This is a genomic window from Blautia sp. MCC283, from assembly GCF_018785565.1.
Lineage (GTDB): Bacteria > Bacillota > Clostridia > Lachnospirales > Lachnospiraceae > Blautia_A.
Genome location: NZ_WQQB01000017.1, coordinates 35,222 through 51,300, shown reverse-complemented (window position 1 = coordinate 51,300; position 16,079 = coordinate 35,222). Strand labels below are relative to the sequence as shown.

The following is a 16,079-nucleotide window of genomic DNA, read 5'->3' as shown; positions in this document are numbered from 1 at the left end:
TTTTGATGATAGCCCCTCTTTATTATTATCTGGACGAAAGGGAGAATTATGGAAGACAGATTATATAAAAAACTGGAGGCATACGGCAGAAGTGATTTTTACCCATTTCATATGCCCGGGCATAAGAGAAATCCACTGGCTGTGGATGGAGATTTTCCGGTAGAGAGGGATATTACGGAAATCAACGGGTTCGATAACCTGCATCATGCAGAGGATATTCTGAAAAGGGCCCAGGAGGATGTTGCACGGCTTTATGGTGTGCCGGAGAGTTTTTACAGTATTAACGGAAGTTCCGGGGCGATTCTGGCGGCGGTGTCTGCGGCTGTAGATAAGGGTGGTCAGATCCTGGTGGCAAGGAATTGCCATAAAGCAGTTTATCACGCAATCTACCTCAGAGATCTGGGTGCTACGTATATTTATCCACATGAAGATCCAAAACTGGGGATAAACGGAGGAATCTCACCGAGCTGTGTGGAAATGTATCTGGCAGAGAATCCGGAAATCGAGGCGGTTCTGATCACTTCCCCGACTTATGACGGGATCGTGTCAGATGTGGCGAAGATCGCGGAGGTTGCTCATCATTATGGTGTGCCGCTGATCGTGGACGAGGCTCATGGGGCACATTTTCGTTTTTCGGATTATTTTCCGGTGTCTGCGGCGCAGCTTGGTGCGGATGTGGTGATCAACAGCGTACATAAAACATTGCCGTGTCTGACGCAGACGGGGGTGATCCATCTGTGCAGCGAGCGGATAAGCAGAGAAAAACTGAAGCGTTTTCTGAGAATTTATCAGAGCAGCAGCCCTTCTTACATTCTTATGAGTAGTATTGATGCGTGTATGGATAAGCTGGAGCGGGAAGGGGATGAAATGTTCCAGGTATTTACGGACAATCTGGAAAAAGCCAGGGAGCGTCTTGGAAAGTGTAAATATATCCGGCTGGTCACTCCGGAAGTTTGTGAATGCCAGAGAGTTTTTGATTTCGACAGATCCAAGATATTGCTGTCGACAGTGAACAGCTCATTGAATGGAAGACAGCTGCATCAGATCCTCAGGGAGGAGTTCCATCTGGAAATGGAGATGGAGGCGGAGAATTATGTTCTGGCGCTGGCAGCAGTTGGAGATACGGCTGAGGGATTTCGAAGACTTTGCGAAGCCGTTGAAGAGATCGACAGGCGTGAATCGTTAAAATGTAAAAAGGAGGCGGAGGAAGAAAAACCATTGAAGAATGGAAAAATGAAGCAGATGATGCGAATTTCTCAGGCGATGGATGCGGAATCTGAGCGTTGTGCCCTTGAGGAATGTATCGGGCGCACTTCTGTGGAGTTTGCATATCTTTATCCTCCGGGAATCCCGCTGATCGTTCCGGGGGAACAGATTTCTGGACATTTCGTAAAAAATGTGAGAAGATACCTGGAACAGGGCTTTGAGGTACAGGGCCTGAGTGACCAGACAAGTGAGACTGTGTGCGTTGTGAAGAATGAAACATGAGATGTATGACAGTGATAACTGACAGTGAAAATTCTGTGTATTGCTGATCTGTGGGAAGGCAGCAAACGGATTGTCTGCTTTGGCTATGGGATATATTGGATTGGGCTGAAGTGTGAGCAGTAATGCGCGGAAAGCAGAGGAGACAGAGTGGGAAAGATTTTTTACATTATGGGAAAAAGTTCTTCCGGTAAGGATAGTATTTACAGGCAGCTGGAGGCGGACCAGGAGCTGGGACTGAGGCGGCTTGTGATCTATACCACCCGGCCGATCCGTGATGGAGAAGAGAACGGAAGAGAATATTTTTTTGTGGATGAAAATAAACTGAAGGAGTTCCGGAGAAACGGGAAGCTGATCGAGGCCAGGACTTATCAGACGGTTTATGGTCCGTGGACATATTTTACAGCGGATGACGGGCAGGTTTCCGTGGGAAATGACAGCTATCTGGGAATCGGTACGCTGGAGTCTTTTGTGAAACTTCGGGAGTATTATGGGGATGATGTGATGCGTCCTGTTTATATAGAAGTGGAGGACGGGGAGCGTCTGGAGCGTGCCCTTGCCCGTGAGAGAACTCAGGAAGTGCCGAAGTATGAGGAGATGTGCAGGCGTTTTCTGGCGGACCAGAATGATTTTTCAGAAGAAAATATTCTGAAAGCTGGTATATGGAAGCGCTTTCAGAATCATAATCTGGATGAATGTGTGAAGGAAATTGGAAATTATATAAAATCTGTACAATAGGGAAAAATAGTTTTTTTTATACAGAAGATTATGTTATAATTAGATGAAAGATGTCCGCCGGGTATGACGGAGGACACAAAAGGCAGAAAGAGGTGATTCTTATGGCAGGATTTCATGACATCATCGGCCATGACGATATAATCAGGCATTTGAAGAATGCGATAGAGACAGGGAAGGTGTCCCACTCTTATATTTTTACGGGAGAACCGGGCTCCGGCAAGAAACTTCTTGCGGGGACTTTTGCGGCAGCACTGCAGTGTGAATCAGGAGAATCTGAACCGTGTATGACCTGTGATTCCTGTAAGAAGGTGATCGGCAAGAATCATCCGGATATTATCACAGTGACACATGAGAAACCTGGCAGTATCAGTATTGATGAGGTGCGTGAGCAGGTTGTCCATGATGTGGATATCAAGCCGTACTGCAGTCCGTATAAGATCTATATCATTCCGGATGCGGAGATGATGACAGTACAGGCGCAGAATGCCCTTTTGAAAACAATCGAGGAGCCGCCGGAATATGCGGTAATCTTGTTGTTGACCAGCAATATCGACAGCCTTCTTCCTACCATCCGTTCCAGGTGCGTGCGTCTGGATCTGAAAGTAGTGGATGATGGTCTTGTGAAAAAATATCTGATGGAGCATCTTCAGGTGCCGGATTATCAGGCTGAGATCGATGCGTCCTATGCACAGGGCAGCATTGGCAAGGCGAAGGAGGCCGCTACTTCCCAGGAGTTTGCGGATATGACGGCCAATGCACTGAAGATTTTGAAATATGCCAATTCCATGGAAGTTTATGAGCTGACAGAGGCAATTAAGACTCTGACTGCTGATAAGAATAATATCAATGATTACCTGGATATTTTTCAGTTCTGGTTCCGCGATGTTCTGATGTTTAAGGCAACAAGGGAAATTGACAACCTGGTTTTTAAACAGGAGATTAATTTTATCAGAGAGCAGGCCAGCGAGCGTTCTTATGAGAATATCGAAAAGATCCTTGAAGCACTGGAGAAGACCAAGGTGCGTCTCCGTGCCAATGTTAATCTCGAACTTGCCCTGGAGCTCCTGTTCCTGACAATTAGGGAGAAATAGAATGGAAATGGTAGTTGGAGTTAGATTTCGTAACGTTGGTAAGATTTATTATTTTAATCCGAAGAACTATAAGGTGAAGGTCGGCGATCATGTGATCGTGGAGACTGCCCGCGGTGTGGAGTATGGCCGTGTTGTTCTGGAGCCGCGCAGTGTGAGGGAGGACGAGGTGGTGCATCCGCTGAAGGAAGTTCTCCGTGTTGCGACAAAAGAGGACGAGGAGCATGAGGCTGAGAACCGTCTGAAGGAGAAAGAGGCTTTTAAGATCTGCAAGAAGAAGATCCGTGAACATGGGCTTGAGATGAAGCTGATCGATGCGGAGTATACGTTTGATAATAACAAGGTGCTGTTTTATTTTACAGCGGACGGGCGGATTGATTTTCGTCAGCTTGTTAAGGATCTGGCGTCTGTGTTTAAGACAAGGATTGAGCTTCGTCAGATCGGTGTCCGTGATGAGACGAAGATCCTTGGTGGTATTGGTATCTGTGGAAGGACGCTTTGCTGCCATACGTATCTTTCCGAATTTGCACCGGTTTCCATTAAGATGGCGAAAGAGCAGAATCTTTCTCTGAACCAGACGAAGATTTCAGGTGTTTGTGGACGTCTGATGTGCTGTCTTAAGAATGAGCAGGAAACTTATGAGGAGCTGAACCGGAATCTTCCGGGAATTGGTGATATAGTGACTACACCGCAGGGTATTACCGGTACAGTTCAGAGTGTGAATGTTCTCCGTCAGATGGTTAAGATTGTTGTGGATGTTAACGATGAGAAGGAGATCCAGGAGTTTCCGGTTCGTGATCTGAAGTTCCGCCCCAAGAAGAAAAAAGGTAAGGGTGGTGCAGGTTCTGCTGACCACGATGAGAAAGAGGCTAAAAAGGGAGATTCAAAACCGAATGAGAAGTGATCTTGTTAAATGTGGTGAGCGTGTGGATGATCTTCAGAATGGGTTGTTTGTGATCCAGGATCCGAAGAAGTTCTGTTTCGGGATGGATGCGGTTCTGTTGTCTGGTTTTGCCCGGGTGAAGAAGGGTGAGGTTGCACTGGATATGGGGACTGGCACGGGAATTATTCCGATTTTGCTTTCTGACCGTACGGATGGGGAGCATTTTACGGGGCTGGAGATCCAGCATGAGTGTGCGGAGATGGCTGACCGTAGTGTGAGATATAATGGTCTTGAGGACAGGGTTCGGATCGTTGAAGGTGATATCAAGGAGGCTGCCGGGATTTTTGGGGCGGCTTCTTTTGATGTGGTGACGTGTAATCCGCCGTATATGATCGGACAGCATGGGTTAACGAATCCGCATGTTCCCAAGGCGATTGCGAGGCATGAGATTCTTTGTACTTTTGATGATGTGGCCTGTCAGGCTGCCCGGGTTCTGAAGGACCGGGGGAGGTTTTTTCTGGTGCACAGGCCTTTCAGACTGGTGGAGCTGATGGCGACTTTGACGAAGTATAAGCTAGAGCCTAAGAGGATGCAGCTGGTGTATCCTTTTATTGATAAGGAGCCGAATATGGTGTTGATCGAGGCCTGTAAGGGCGGGAATTCCAGGATCCAGGTTGAACGGCCGCTGGTGGTTTATGAGAGGCCTGGGGTTTATACTAAGGATATTTTGGAGTTGTATCGGATGGTGTGAATGTTGTGATGTTGTGGCTTAGGGTGGCTGCCTGGTTGGTTGTTTGGTTGTGAGAGATTGGGGTGGCTGCTCGGGAGGTTTTGGGCCATCGGCGCTGCGCTGGATGGCTGGGAGGTGATGGTGGCTGTGGAACTTCGGTTGGTGAAGGGACGGCGAGGGGAGGCAGGCTGCTGGTGGTGACACGCTGCGCCCCCTGCTCGGCTGCGGCGCCGGTTTGCTGCCATTCGCGCAAACTCGCTTCGCTCAAACAGTGCGCTCGGTGGCAGCAGCTATCCTCACCTCGCTGACGGGGGCTCCGCTAACGTCACCACCAGCAGCCTGCCTCCCCTCGCCTGAGATTCAAAGCGAGAGATCGCAACGCGTAGCGCATTGAGTATCGAAGAATACAGACACCTTGCCAGAAGTGAATCACTGAGAAAGTGAAGAAATAAAACAACATCGGCACAGCGTAGCGCGCTGAGTATCGAAGAATACAGACACCTTGCCAGAAGAGAACCACAGAGAAAGTGAAGAAATAAAACAACATCGGCACAGCATAGTGCGCTGAATACCGAAGCATATAGACACAAGTCAACAAATAAGAACAACGAATCCCTTGCACTACTTAAAAAAAGCCCAAGGGGTGTGCAGAGGGGGCGCGGCTTTGCGGCCCCTTTGCGGTTTTCAAAGTTCCCAAACTTAAACACCCCCCCGCGGTCAAGCGGAATATCCCCCACGGCCAAGTGGAAAACAACTCCCCGCGGTTAAGCGAGAAAAGAGGAAAATATGAAACAAAACGGAAAACTATACTTATGCGCCACCCCCATAGGAAACCTCGAAGACATCACCCTTCGAGTCCTAAGAACCCTTCGGGAAGTGGACTTAATCGCTGCGGAAGATACCCGCAACAGTATTAAACTTTTAAATCATTTTGACATAAAAACCCCCATGACCAGTTATCATGAATATAATAAGATCGACAAAGGTCACGTTCTTGTGGAAAAAATGCTCTCAGGCACAAACATTGCGTTGATCACAGATGCAGGAACTCCAGGTATCTCAGATCCTGGAGAAGAACTTGCAGCTATGTGTTACGAAGCTGGTATTGAGGTGACTTCATTGCCGGGGCCTGCTGCCTGTATTACTGCTCTGACTTTGTCAGGTCTGCATACCAGGCGTTTTGCCTTCGAGGCGTTTCTTCCGGCGGATAAGAAAGAGCGAAAAACGATTCTGGAAGAGCTTTCCAGCGAGACGAGGACTATTATCCTGTATGAGGCGCCTCACAGGCTTGTACGGACCCTTGGCGAGCTCAGAGAGGCACTTGGTAACCGCAGGATGACTCTTTGCAGGGAGCTGACAAAGAAACATGAGACGGCGTTTCGGACGACGATCGATGATCTGATGGATTTTTATAAAGATGAGAAGCCACTGGGTGAGTGTGTCCTTGTGATCGAGGGCAGAAGCCGCAGTGAAATGGAAGCGGAGAAGCGTGCTTCCTGGGAGGAGGTTTCCATTGCGGAGCATGTGGCGATGTATGAGCAGCAGGGGAATTCCAGAAAGGATGCTATGAAGCTTGCCGCTAGGGATCGTGGTGTTTCCAAGAGGGATATTTATAAGGCACTTCTGGATGGAGAAGGTTCTGCTGAATGATCAGGTGTAATTGTGGTACGGATCGTAGGTAACGTGATCGTGGATGATTGAATAAGCTGCATACTGTGACCAAGGATTTTTGGGAACGTATGTGGCTTTTTTTATAAGATCGGCATCAGATCCGGAATACCAGAAGAAATTGTTAAAGGAATTTGGGCTTTTACCGGAGTAGCTGAATATTTCATATGTTTTAAGAGCATATGGTGCTGTGTTTTGGGATTGCATTTAATAAGATACTTTTTTGCCTGTATTTCCTATGATTTTGCGTGGAAATACAGGCTTTTTTGTGCTATAATAAACTCTGTATTCGTATGTAAAAAACGTTTATTTTACAGGTATAAATGACACTTCTGGAGCGGGTTTGAGAATTGCTTTCTGCAAAATTTGAAAATACAGTAGTTACTGAAATTAATGGATCAGGGTATGGTGCAGTAATTTCTGAAATTGCTGTGGTTCTGCAGAAATGAATTTTCAAACACGTCCGGACAGACAAGAACAGGAGGAATGACATGGGCGCAGAGAATACAGAATACGGCGCAGATCAGATCCAGATCCTGGAGGGACTGGAAGCCGTACGTAAGAGGCCTGGAATGTATATCGGAAGTACCTCCAGCCGTGGACTTCATCATCTCGTATATGAGATCGTGGATAATGCAGTCGATGAAGCACTGGCTGGTTTTTGTACGGAGATTCATGTAGATATCAATCCGGATAATTCCATTACCGTTACAGATAATGGCCGTGGTATCCCGGTTGGCATCAATCATAAGGCTGGTATTCCGGCAGTTGAGGTTGTATTTACCATTCTTCACGCAGGTGGTAAGTTCGGCGGTGGAGGATATAAGGTTTCCGGTGGTCTTCACGGTGTTGGTGCATCGGTTGTAAATGCACTTTCCGAGTGGCTGGAGGTTACTATCTACCACGAGGGTAAAGAATATAAACAGAGATATGAGCGTGGCAAGACCATGTATCCGCTGAAGGTTGTAGGCGACTGTGATCCGGAGCTTTCCGGAACGAAGGTTTATTTCCTTCCGGATAAGGAGATCTTTGAGGAGACTGTTTATGATTATGATATCCTGAAACAGAGACTCCGTGAGATGGCATTCCTGACAAGGGGTCTTCGTATTGTGCTGGAAGATAAGAGAGAGGGCCAGGAGCGTGAGAAGGTATTCCACTATGAGGGTGGTATCCGTGAGTTTGTAAGCTACCTGAACAGAAGTAAAGAGGCACTTTACCCGGAGATCATTTACTGTGAAGGTGAGAAGGATGGTGTATCTGTAGAGGTTGCTCTGCAGCATAATGATTCCTATACAGAGAATACCTATGGTTTTGTAAATAATATCAATACACCGGAGGGCGGTACACACATTACCGGTTTCCGTAATGCGATCACCAATACATTCAATGATTACGCACGTAAGAATAAGCTTCTTAAGGACAGCGAGCCGAACTTAAGCGGTGATGATATCCGTGAAGGTCTGACCGCGATCGTCAGCGTTAAGATCGAGAATCCGCAGTTTGAGGGACAGACCAAGCAGAAACTTGGAAACAGCGAGGCAAGAGGTGCGGTAGACAGCGTTGTAAGCAAGCAGCTGGAGATTTTCCTGGAGCAGAATCCGGCAGTTGCCAAGGCTACTGTTGAGAAATCTGTTCTTGCACAGAGAGCCAGAGAAGCAGCCAGAAAGGCCCGTGACCTTACAAGAAGAAAATCCGCACTGGACAGCATGTCTCTTCCTGGAAAACTTGCAGACTGTTCGGACAAGAATCCGGAGAACTGCGAGATCTATATCGTAGAGGGAGATTCCGCGGGCGGTTCCGCCAAGACAGCGAGAAACCGTGCCACACAGGCGATCCTTCCACTTCGTGGTAAGATCCTGAACGTTGAAAAAGCACGTCTGGACAAGATCTATGGAAACAAAGAGATCAAGGCCATGATCACTGCTTTCGGAACCGGAATCCATGAGGATTTTGATATCTCCAAACTTCGTTACCATAAGATAATCATTATGACCGATGCCGATGTTGACGGTGCGCACATCGCAACACTGCTTCTGACATTCCTGTATCGTTTTATGCCGGAGCTGATCAAGCAGGGATATGTATACCTGGCACAGCCGCCTCTTTATAAAGTCGAGAAAAACAAGAAAGTATGGTACGCATACGATGATGATGAACTGAACAATATCCTTACCGAGATCGGACGTGACGGAAACAATAAGATCCAGCGTTATAAAGGTCTGGGTGAGATGGATGCGGAACAGCTCTGGGAGACTACTATGGACCCTGAGAAGAGAATTCTTCTCCGTGTGACCATGGACGAGGCTGCCACATCTGAGATCGATCTGACATTTACCACTCTTATGGGAGACAAGGTAGAGCCAAGACGTGAATTTATCGAAGAAAATGCAAGATTCGTCAAGAATCTTGATATCTAGGAGAATAAAGAAGAATGGAAGATAATATTTTTGACAAAGTCCACGAAGTGGATTTGGAAAAAACTATGAAAGAATCTTACATCGACTATGCCATGAGTGTTATCGCCTCACGAGCTCTGCCGGATGTAAGAGACGGCCTGAAACCGGTACAGCGCCGAGTGCTGTATTCCATGATCGAGCTGAACAATGGTCCTGACAAACCACACAGAAAATGTGCGCGTATTGTCGGTGATACCATGGGTAAATATCACCCTCATGGTGACAGTTCCATCTACGGTGCGCTGGTTAATATGGCCCAGGAATGGTCAACAAGATATCCGTTGGTTGACGGACATGGAAACTTTGGTTCCGTGGATGGTGACGGTGCGGCTGCCATGCGATACACAGAGGCACGTCTCAGCAAGATTTCCATGGAGATGCTTGCAGACATCAACAAAGATACCGTTGATTTCCAGCCGAACTTTGATGAGACAGAACGTGAGCCGGTTGTACTTCCGGCACGTTTTCCGAATCTGCTGGTAAACGGTACAACAGGTATCGCTGTAGGTATGGCGACCAATATTCCACCTCATAATCTTCGTGAGACAGTTAATGCCGTTGTTAAGATTATTGATAACATTGTGGAAGAAGACCGCGAGACAGCAATGGAAGAACTTCTTGAGATCGTCAAGGGACCGGACTTCCCTACAGGAGCAACCATCCTCGGAACAAGAGGAATCGAGGAAGCTTATCGTACAGGTCGTGGCAAGATCCGTGTCCGCGCTGTGACAAATATCGAGACTTTGCCCAATGGTAAATCCCGTATCGTAGTCACAGAGCTTCCATACCTTGTAAATAAGGCACGCCTTATCGAGAAGATCGCAGAGCTTGTCCGTGATAAAAAGATCGATGGAATCACAGACCTGAATGACCATTCCAGCCGTGAAGGTATGCGTATCTGCATCGATCTCCGTAAAGATGCCAATGCCAATGTGATCCTGAACCTGCTCTACAAACATACACAGCTGCAGGATACTTTTGGCGTGATCATGCTTTCCCTTGTTCCGAATCATGGAAGCATGGAACCGAAAGTTCTGAACCTGAAAGAGATGCTGGAGTATTATCTGGAACATCAGGAGAATGTTGTTCGCAGAAGAACACAGTACGATCTGAATAAAGCCCAGGAGAGAGCCCACATTTTGGAAGGCCTCCTGAAAGCACTTGATAATATCGATGAAGTGATCCGTATCATCCGTGGTTCCCGTAATGTACAGATCGCGAAACAGGAACTTATTGAGCGTTTTGAGCTGACAGACGTTCAGGCTCAGGCAATCGTGGATATGCGTCTCCGTGCACTGACAGGTCTGGAAAGAGAGAAGCTGGAAGCCGAGTATGCAGAGCTTATGGAGAAGATCCGCAAGTTCCAGGCAATCCTCGCTGACCGTAAGCTTCTTCTCCGTGTGATCCGCGAGGAGATCCTCGCTGTTGCAGAAAAATACGGCGATGACAGAAAGACTTCCATCGGATACGATGTATACGATATTTCCACAGAGGATCTGATCCCGAGAGAGAATACCGTGATCGCAATGACCAAGCTTGGTTACATCAAGCGTATGACGGTTGATAACTTCCGCAGTCAGAACCGTGGCGGCAGAGGAATCAAGGGTATGCAGACCATTGAGGACGATTATATTGAAGAGCTGTTGATGACTACAACCCATCATTATCTCATGTTCTTTACCAATACCGGACGTGTATACAGACTGAAGGCATATGAGATTCCGGAGGCCGGCCGTACAGCTAGAGGAACTGCGATCATCAACCTGCTGCAGCTTGCACCGGGAGAAAAGATCACAGCTGTGATCCCGCTCCGCAAATATGAAGAGGGTCATTATCTGATGATGGCAACCAAGAAAGGTCTTGTGAAGAAAACTCCGATCAGAGATTACGAGAATGTACGTAAGACAGGCCTTACAGCGATTGTTCTCCGTGACGATGATGAGCTTATCGAGGTTAAAGCTACCGATAATAACAAAGATATCATTCTTGTGACCAAGGACGGACAGTGCATCCGTTTTAAAGAGACTGATGTCCGCAGCACAGGCCGTGCATCCATGGGTGTAAGAGGTATGAATCTTACAGATGGTGATGAAGTTGTTGCCATGCAGCTGAATACCCAGGGGGATTATCTGCTGGTAGTTTCTGAGAACGGAATGGGCAAACGTACAGCAATGAGTGAGTTTGTTGTCCAGAACCGTGGCGGTAAAGGTGTGAAGTGCTACAAGATCACCGAGAAGACCGGAAACGTTGTCGGAGCCAAGGCTGTGAACGAAGAGAACGAGATCATGATGATCACAACAGAAGGTATCATCATCCGTCTGCAGTGTGCAGATATCTCAGTTCTTGGAAGGATCACTTCCGGTGTGAAGATGATCAATCTTACAGATGGTGTAACGGTTGCAAGCATCGCCAAGGTAAGAGATAAAGATCCGGAAGTGGAGGTAAATTCCGAAAAAGCTGACGGAGAGACCAACGATAACGAGGAAGAAATATCCGCAGATGAAACTGTCACAGGCAGTGAAGAAGAATAAGGTCGAGGATAAGTCATGACGACGACAAAAAAGAAACGCAGAAAAAAATCTGTGAAAAAACTGAAATATTCCAACAAAAAACTGAATTTTGTCCATGTGGCGACACTGGCAGGAGTTATTCTGATACTGCTGGTGATCATCCTGGCAGCCAGAGGCTGTGGGGGGATCAGCCACAGAACCCCGGAGGGGCTTGTGGAAAGTTATATCAAGGCTGCGGTAGAAGGCAAGGACAAAAAAATGCAGGAATGTTATGGTGCGGATAAGATTTCTGATGAGGCAAAAACAGAGATTTCATCCACGGTCAAATATTTCCAGGCTCATGGAGCAAAGGATGTAAATATTGACAGCTGTGAGGCCATTTCTGAGAGTAAAAATTATACGTATGTTTATATCCGCTATAATCTTGTACTGCAGAATGACCAGGAATATCCGTGCATCAGTACTTACCTTGTAAAAGTGCAGGATAAGAAATATTATCTGTATTCGCCGGCTGAGATCTCAGATGAGATCAGCCAGCAGGCTGCGGCAGATTATCAGAAATTTATGACCACCAAAACTTATACAGACTATACCAAGGCTTACGAAGTCTTTCTGAAAAAGAATCCGGGATATGAGGACAAAATTGCAAGTAAACTGAACGGATAAAAACAGGCAGGAGGACATAAGAATGAAGCGAATTTTGCTGATGGTGATCAGGAATCTGATCTTTGTTCCTTACTGGTGGATTAAACTTTGCTGGTATGCGGCGCATACAGATGATTATCCGGAAGAGAAGAAATACACATTCCTGAGACATGTAGATGAGCATGCCATCGAAGGCGGAAATATCCATATTGATGTGCATGGGCAGGAAAACATCCCCAAGGAAAACGGATTTATGTTTTTTCCGAATCACCAGGGACTGTTTGATGTACTGGCGATCATTAAAGCCTGCCCGGTTCCTTTCTCTGTAGTAGCTAAGAAAGAAGTGGGAGATATTCCATTCCTGAAGCAGGTTTTTGCCTGCATGAAGGCTTTTATCATTGACAGAGAGGACCTGAAGCAGTCCATGCAGGTGATTGTCAATGTGATCCGCGAGGTAAGGGCAGGTCGCAATTATCTGATCTTTGCGGAAGGAACCAGAAGTAAGAACGGAAATCACCCGGGAACATTCAAGGGCGGCAGTTTTAAGACTGCGACAAAGACAAAATGTCCGATCGTTCCTGTTGCGCTGATCGATTCTTTTAAAGCTTTTGATACCGGTTCCACAGAGAAGATCACAGTGCAGGTACATATCCTTCCTCCAATGTATTATGAGGAATATAAGGATATGCATACAACGGAGATTGCGGAAGAAGTAAAGAGACGGATCGAGAAAGTGATCGAAGAGAATACTATATAAAAACAGAAAAGGCTCTGATGAAGTTTAAATAAAAACATCATCGGAGCTTTTTTTTGATATGTATATTGCACAAAAACGAAACGTTTTATTTGTGAATTGTTAAGCGTATACAACTAAAACATTTGATGGTAACATATAAACACCTGTTAAATATGAATAAAAACACAAAAGAGGACTGTGAAATGAAAAAAGAAGAATATCTTTCCCTGATCGATGAAGTGATCGCACAGGGACCATATACCGATACGTGGGATTCTCTCTGTGAGCATCCTACTCCGAAGTGGTATGCAAGAGATAAGTTTGGAATTTTTATTCACTGGGGTGTATATAGTGTTCCGGCATTTGGAAACGAGTGGTATCCCAGAAATATGTATGTGAAAGGCTCCAAAGAAAATCTGCATCATATAGAGAAATATGGAACTCTGGATAAATTCGGATATAAAGATTTTATTCCGCAGTTTAAGGCAGAAAAATTTGATCCAAAAGAATGGGCAGCACTTTTTAAAGAGGCAGGAGCGAAATTCGTAGTTCCGGTTGCAGAACACCACGATGGATTTCAGATGTACGCCAGTGACCTCTGCCGCTGGAATGCTGCTGAGATGGGACCGAAGCGTGATATCCTGGGAGAGCTGAAGACAGAAGTTGAAAAAGAAGGCATGGTTTTGGGAGCTTCTTCTCACAGAGCGGAGCATTACTGGTTCTTTAACGGAGGACGTCAGATCCCGGAGGCAGATGTCAATGATCCGGAATATGCGGATCTTTACGGACCGGTAGCAGGAATCACCCGGGATATGAGTGATATCTATGACAATCCGCCATCGGAAGAGCATATGCAGGACTGGCTTGTACGTACCTGCGAGATCGTAGATAAATATCATCCATCTATCGTATATTTTGACTGGTGGATCCAGCAGTATGCATGGAAACCGTATCTTCGTAAATTTGCGGCATATTATTACAACCGTTCTGCTCAGTGGGGAAAAGAAACTGCTATTGATGCAAAATTTGACGCATATGTTTACGGCAGTGCGGTCAATGATCTGGAGAGAGGTCAGTTAGACCATATCACACCGGATCTCTGGCAGAACGATACTTCTGTAGCGAAGAATTCCTGGGGCTATACCATCGGAAATGATTACAAGAAACCTTCAGATGTAGTTCTGGATCTGATCGATGTAGTCAGCAAAAATGGCGCACTTCTTCTCAATATCGGACCGAAGCCGGATGGCACGATTCCGGAAGAAGATGCACATATCCTGAGAGAAATGGGAAAATGGCTGAAAGTAAACGGAGAGGCAATTTACGGAACCAGATACTGGAAAGTATTTGGAGAGGGTCCGACGGTGGTTCCGGAAGGCCATTTCACAGATACTTATGACAAGCATTTTACTTCTGAGGATATCCGTTTCACAAGCAAGAGCAACCATATTTACGCAACGGTACTTCACTGGCCGGAAGACGGAGAGATCCATATCAAATCTCTTGGAAATGATATGAAACTTTTGAAATCTACGATCAGGGATATTGAGATTCTTGGAACAGATCTGCATCCGTCATATGCAAGAAACAAAGAACTGGATATTTCCTGCGGAAGAGGAGCGGTTGATGCAGGGGATATGCCGGTGGTACTGAAGATCACGATAGAGTAAATTATCGGAGAATAAACGGGGGATACTGTCGGAACTGTTCCGGCAGAAAAATACAGGAAAATCAGCAAAAACTTATGTATAACAGAAAGGTTATGGGGATTACACTATGGGAAATAAAAGATACACAGGAAACTGGAACTCTGTAAATACACATACCGTTCCAAAATGGTATGAGGACTGTAAATTCGGAATTTTTATTCACTGGGGAATTTATTCTGTACCGGCTTTTGCGCCACATACATGGGAACTGGGAGAAGTTGATTCCAAAGAGTGGTTTGCGGATAATCCTTACGCAGAGTGGTATTATAATTCTCTGAACATAGGAAAAGGCCCGACATATGAGCATCATATGGAAAAATACGGAAAAGATTTCAAATATGAAGATTTTATTCCTATGTGGAAAGCTGAAAACTGGGATCCGAAACAGTGGGCAGAGATTTTTAAAGAAGCAGGTGCAGAGTATGTTGTTCTGACAACCAAGCATCATGATGGATTCTGCCTGTTCCCGAGTAAGTATACACACTTTAACTCTGTGGAAATGGGACCGAAGAGAAATATCACCGGTGAGCTGACAGAGGCTGTCCGGGATGCAGGTATCCGTATGGGGCTGTATTATTCAGGACTGATTGACTGGCAGTATGCAAATGATCCTATTTTTGAGGATGATGATCTGTTTGGAACAGCCAGCCCGACATTTGCATATGCAGATTATTCATACAACCAGATGAATGAACTGGTAGATGATTATGCACCAAGCGTTTTCTGGAACGATATCGGATGGCCGAAACAGAGCGAAGAGATGATGCCGTATTTCCTGGCACATTATTATAACAAAGTGCCGGAAGGTGTAGTAAACGACCGTTTCAATGACCGTTACCATGACTTCCTTACCAAGGAGTACAAATCCGGTTCTGTGAATCGAAAAGAGAAATGGGAAATGTGCCGTGGAATGGGATTATCCTTCGGTTATAATGCCAATGAAGGTGATGACAAACTGATTTCTGTTCCGGATCTAATTTCACTTCTGGTAGGAACTGTTGCAAACAATGGAAACCTGCTTCTGAACATCGGACCAAAAGCAGACGGAACAATTCCGGAAGAACAGGTAAAGAGGCTGAAGATTCTTGGCGCATGGCTGAAAGTTAACCATGATGGTATTTATGGCACACGCTGCAGCGACCGCGAATCTGAGATGCTGGAGAATGGAATTGAGCTGCATTATACACAGAAAGAGGGAAATCTCAATGTGTTTGCAGATCATCTGAAAGAGGGAGCAAATGAGTTCCTGATCAAAGGTTATCATGGACAGCTGAGACCATTTGATCCAAGTGTTAAGGTAGAAACAACAGACACAGAAGAGGGTCTTCTGGTTAAGATTCCGGAGTACAGAAAAGAACTGTATGTAGTTGGACTTACCAACAAACTGTAATTAAGATTATAAGATAAGGGGAGGAATGAAAATTCCTCCCC

Annotated in this window: 12 protein-coding genes; all 12 read left to right on the top strand. The window is 45.9% G+C overall.

The genetic code is table 11. From position 1 onward, the window contains the following. Positions 1 to 48 precede the first annotated feature (48 nt). The 12 genes from GPK81_RS06285 to GPK81_RS06230 all read left to right on the top strand — a co-directional run bounded on the left by GPK81_RS06285 (position 49) and on the right by GPK81_RS06230 (position 16,038). On the top strand, positions 49 to 1,488 hold the full coding sequence (locus GPK81_RS06285; RefSeq protein WP_215706728.1) for an aminotransferase class I/II-fold pyridoxal phosphate-dependent enzyme: 1,440 nt from the start codon (positions 49 to 51) through the stop codon (positions 1,486 to 1,488). A gap of 147 nt (positions 1,489 to 1,635) precedes the next feature. After that, complete coding sequence (locus GPK81_RS06280; protein WP_021975782.1) at positions 1,636 to 2,223, top strand: guanylate kinase; 588 nt, start codon at positions 1,636 to 1,638, stop codon at positions 2,221 to 2,223. Between the two features lie 101 nt (positions 2,224 to 2,324). Beyond that, positions 2,325 to 3,314, top strand: a complete 990-nt coding sequence (holB, locus tag GPK81_RS06275) for a DNA polymerase III subunit delta' (protein WP_021975781.1) — start codon at positions 2,325 to 2,327, stop codon at positions 3,312 to 3,314. A gap of 1 nt (position 3,315) precedes the next feature. Further along, positions 3,316 to 4,215: a PSP1 domain-containing protein gene (locus GPK81_RS06270; RefSeq protein WP_215706727.1), complete on the top strand. Its 900-nt coding sequence runs from the start codon at positions 3,316 to 3,318 to the stop codon at positions 4,213 to 4,215. Then, positions 4,205 to 4,945, top strand: coding sequence for a tRNA1(Val) (adenine(37)-N6)-methyltransferase (locus GPK81_RS06265; protein WP_215706726.1), 741 nt, complete (start codon positions 4,205 to 4,207; stop codon positions 4,943 to 4,945). The genes GPK81_RS06270 and GPK81_RS06265 overlap by 11 nt, the downstream gene beginning before the upstream one ends. Positions 4,946 to 5,710: 765 nt before the next feature. Further along, complete coding sequence (gene rsmI / locus GPK81_RS06260) at positions 5,711 to 6,574, top strand: 16S rRNA (cytidine(1402)-2'-O)-methyltransferase (protein WP_215706725.1); 864 nt, start codon at positions 5,711 to 5,713, stop codon at positions 6,572 to 6,574. Between the two features lie 509 nt (positions 6,575 to 7,083). After that, positions 7,084 to 9,009 carry a DNA topoisomerase (ATP-hydrolyzing) subunit B gene (gene gyrB / locus GPK81_RS06255; protein ID WP_215706724.1) on the top strand — a complete coding sequence of 642 codons (1,926 nt, stop codon included), beginning with the start codon at positions 7,084 to 7,086 and terminating at the stop codon, positions 9,007 to 9,009. A 14-nt stretch (positions 9,010 to 9,023) separates the two neighbouring features. Next, entirely contained in the window at positions 9,024 to 11,579 is a 2,556-nt protein-coding gene (gene gyrA, locus GPK81_RS06250; protein ID WP_021976144.1) for a DNA gyrase subunit A, read from the top strand. Between the two features lie 15 nt (positions 11,580 to 11,594). Beyond that, positions 11,595 to 12,224, top strand: a complete 630-nt coding sequence (locus GPK81_RS06245) for a hypothetical protein (RefSeq protein WP_242997021.1) — start codon at positions 11,595 to 11,597, stop codon at positions 12,222 to 12,224. A 22-nt stretch (positions 12,225 to 12,246) separates the two neighbouring features. Then, positions 12,247 to 12,960 carry a lysophospholipid acyltransferase family protein gene (locus GPK81_RS06240; RefSeq protein ID WP_118170179.1) on the top strand — a complete coding sequence of 238 codons (714 nt, stop codon included), beginning with the start codon at positions 12,247 to 12,249 and terminating at the stop codon, positions 12,958 to 12,960. A 182-nt stretch (positions 12,961 to 13,142) separates the two neighbouring features. Then, positions 13,143 to 14,609 (top strand): alpha-L-fucosidase, encoded by a 1,467-nt coding sequence (locus tag GPK81_RS06235; RefSeq protein ID WP_118071849.1) that lies wholly within the window; start codon positions 13,143 to 13,145, stop codon positions 14,607 to 14,609. 106 nt (positions 14,610 to 14,715) lie between these two features. Beyond that, on the top strand, positions 14,716 to 16,038 hold the full coding sequence (locus GPK81_RS06230; RefSeq protein ID WP_215706723.1) for an alpha-L-fucosidase: 1,323 nt from the start codon (positions 14,716 to 14,718) through the stop codon (positions 16,036 to 16,038). Positions 16,039 to 16,079 lie beyond the last annotated feature (41 nt).

What these genes read in the sequence shown, in the direction of transcription:
- GPK81_RS06245 (WP_242997021.1), top strand. Translation starts at nt 11,595, where the DNA reads ATGACGACGACAAAAAAGAAACGCAGAAAAAAATCTGTGAAAAAACTG.
- GPK81_RS06235 (WP_118071849.1), top strand. Translation starts at nt 13,143, where the DNA reads ATGAAAAAAGAAGAATATCTTTCCCTGATCGATGAAGTGATCGCACAG.
- gyrB (WP_215706724.1), top strand. Translation starts at nt 7,084, where the DNA reads ATGGGCGCAGAGAATACAGAATACGGCGCAGATCAGATCCAGATCCTG.
- GPK81_RS06230 (WP_215706723.1), top strand. Translation starts at nt 14,716, where the DNA reads ATGGGAAATAAAAGATACACAGGAAACTGGAACTCTGTAAATACACAT.
- gyrA (WP_021976144.1), top strand. Translation starts at nt 9,024, where the DNA reads ATGGAAGATAATATTTTTGACAAAGTCCACGAAGTGGATTTGGAAAAA.
- GPK81_RS06240 (WP_118170179.1), top strand. Translation starts at nt 12,247, where the DNA reads ATGAAGCGAATTTTGCTGATGGTGATCAGGAATCTGATCTTTGTTCCT.
- GPK81_RS06285 (WP_215706728.1), top strand. Translation starts at nt 49, where the DNA reads ATGGAAGACAGATTATATAAAAAACTGGAGGCATACGGCAGAAGTGAT.
- holB (WP_021975781.1), top strand. Translation starts at nt 2,325, where the DNA reads ATGGCAGGATTTCATGACATCATCGGCCATGACGATATAATCAGGCAT.
- rsmI (WP_215706725.1), top strand. Translation starts at nt 5,711, where the DNA reads ATGAAACAAAACGGAAAACTATACTTATGCGCCACCCCCATAGGAAAC.
- GPK81_RS06265 (WP_215706726.1), top strand. Translation starts at nt 4,205, where the DNA reads ATGAGAAGTGATCTTGTTAAATGTGGTGAGCGTGTGGATGATCTTCAG.
- GPK81_RS06270 (WP_215706727.1), top strand. Translation starts at nt 3,316, where the DNA reads ATGGAAATGGTAGTTGGAGTTAGATTTCGTAACGTTGGTAAGATTTAT.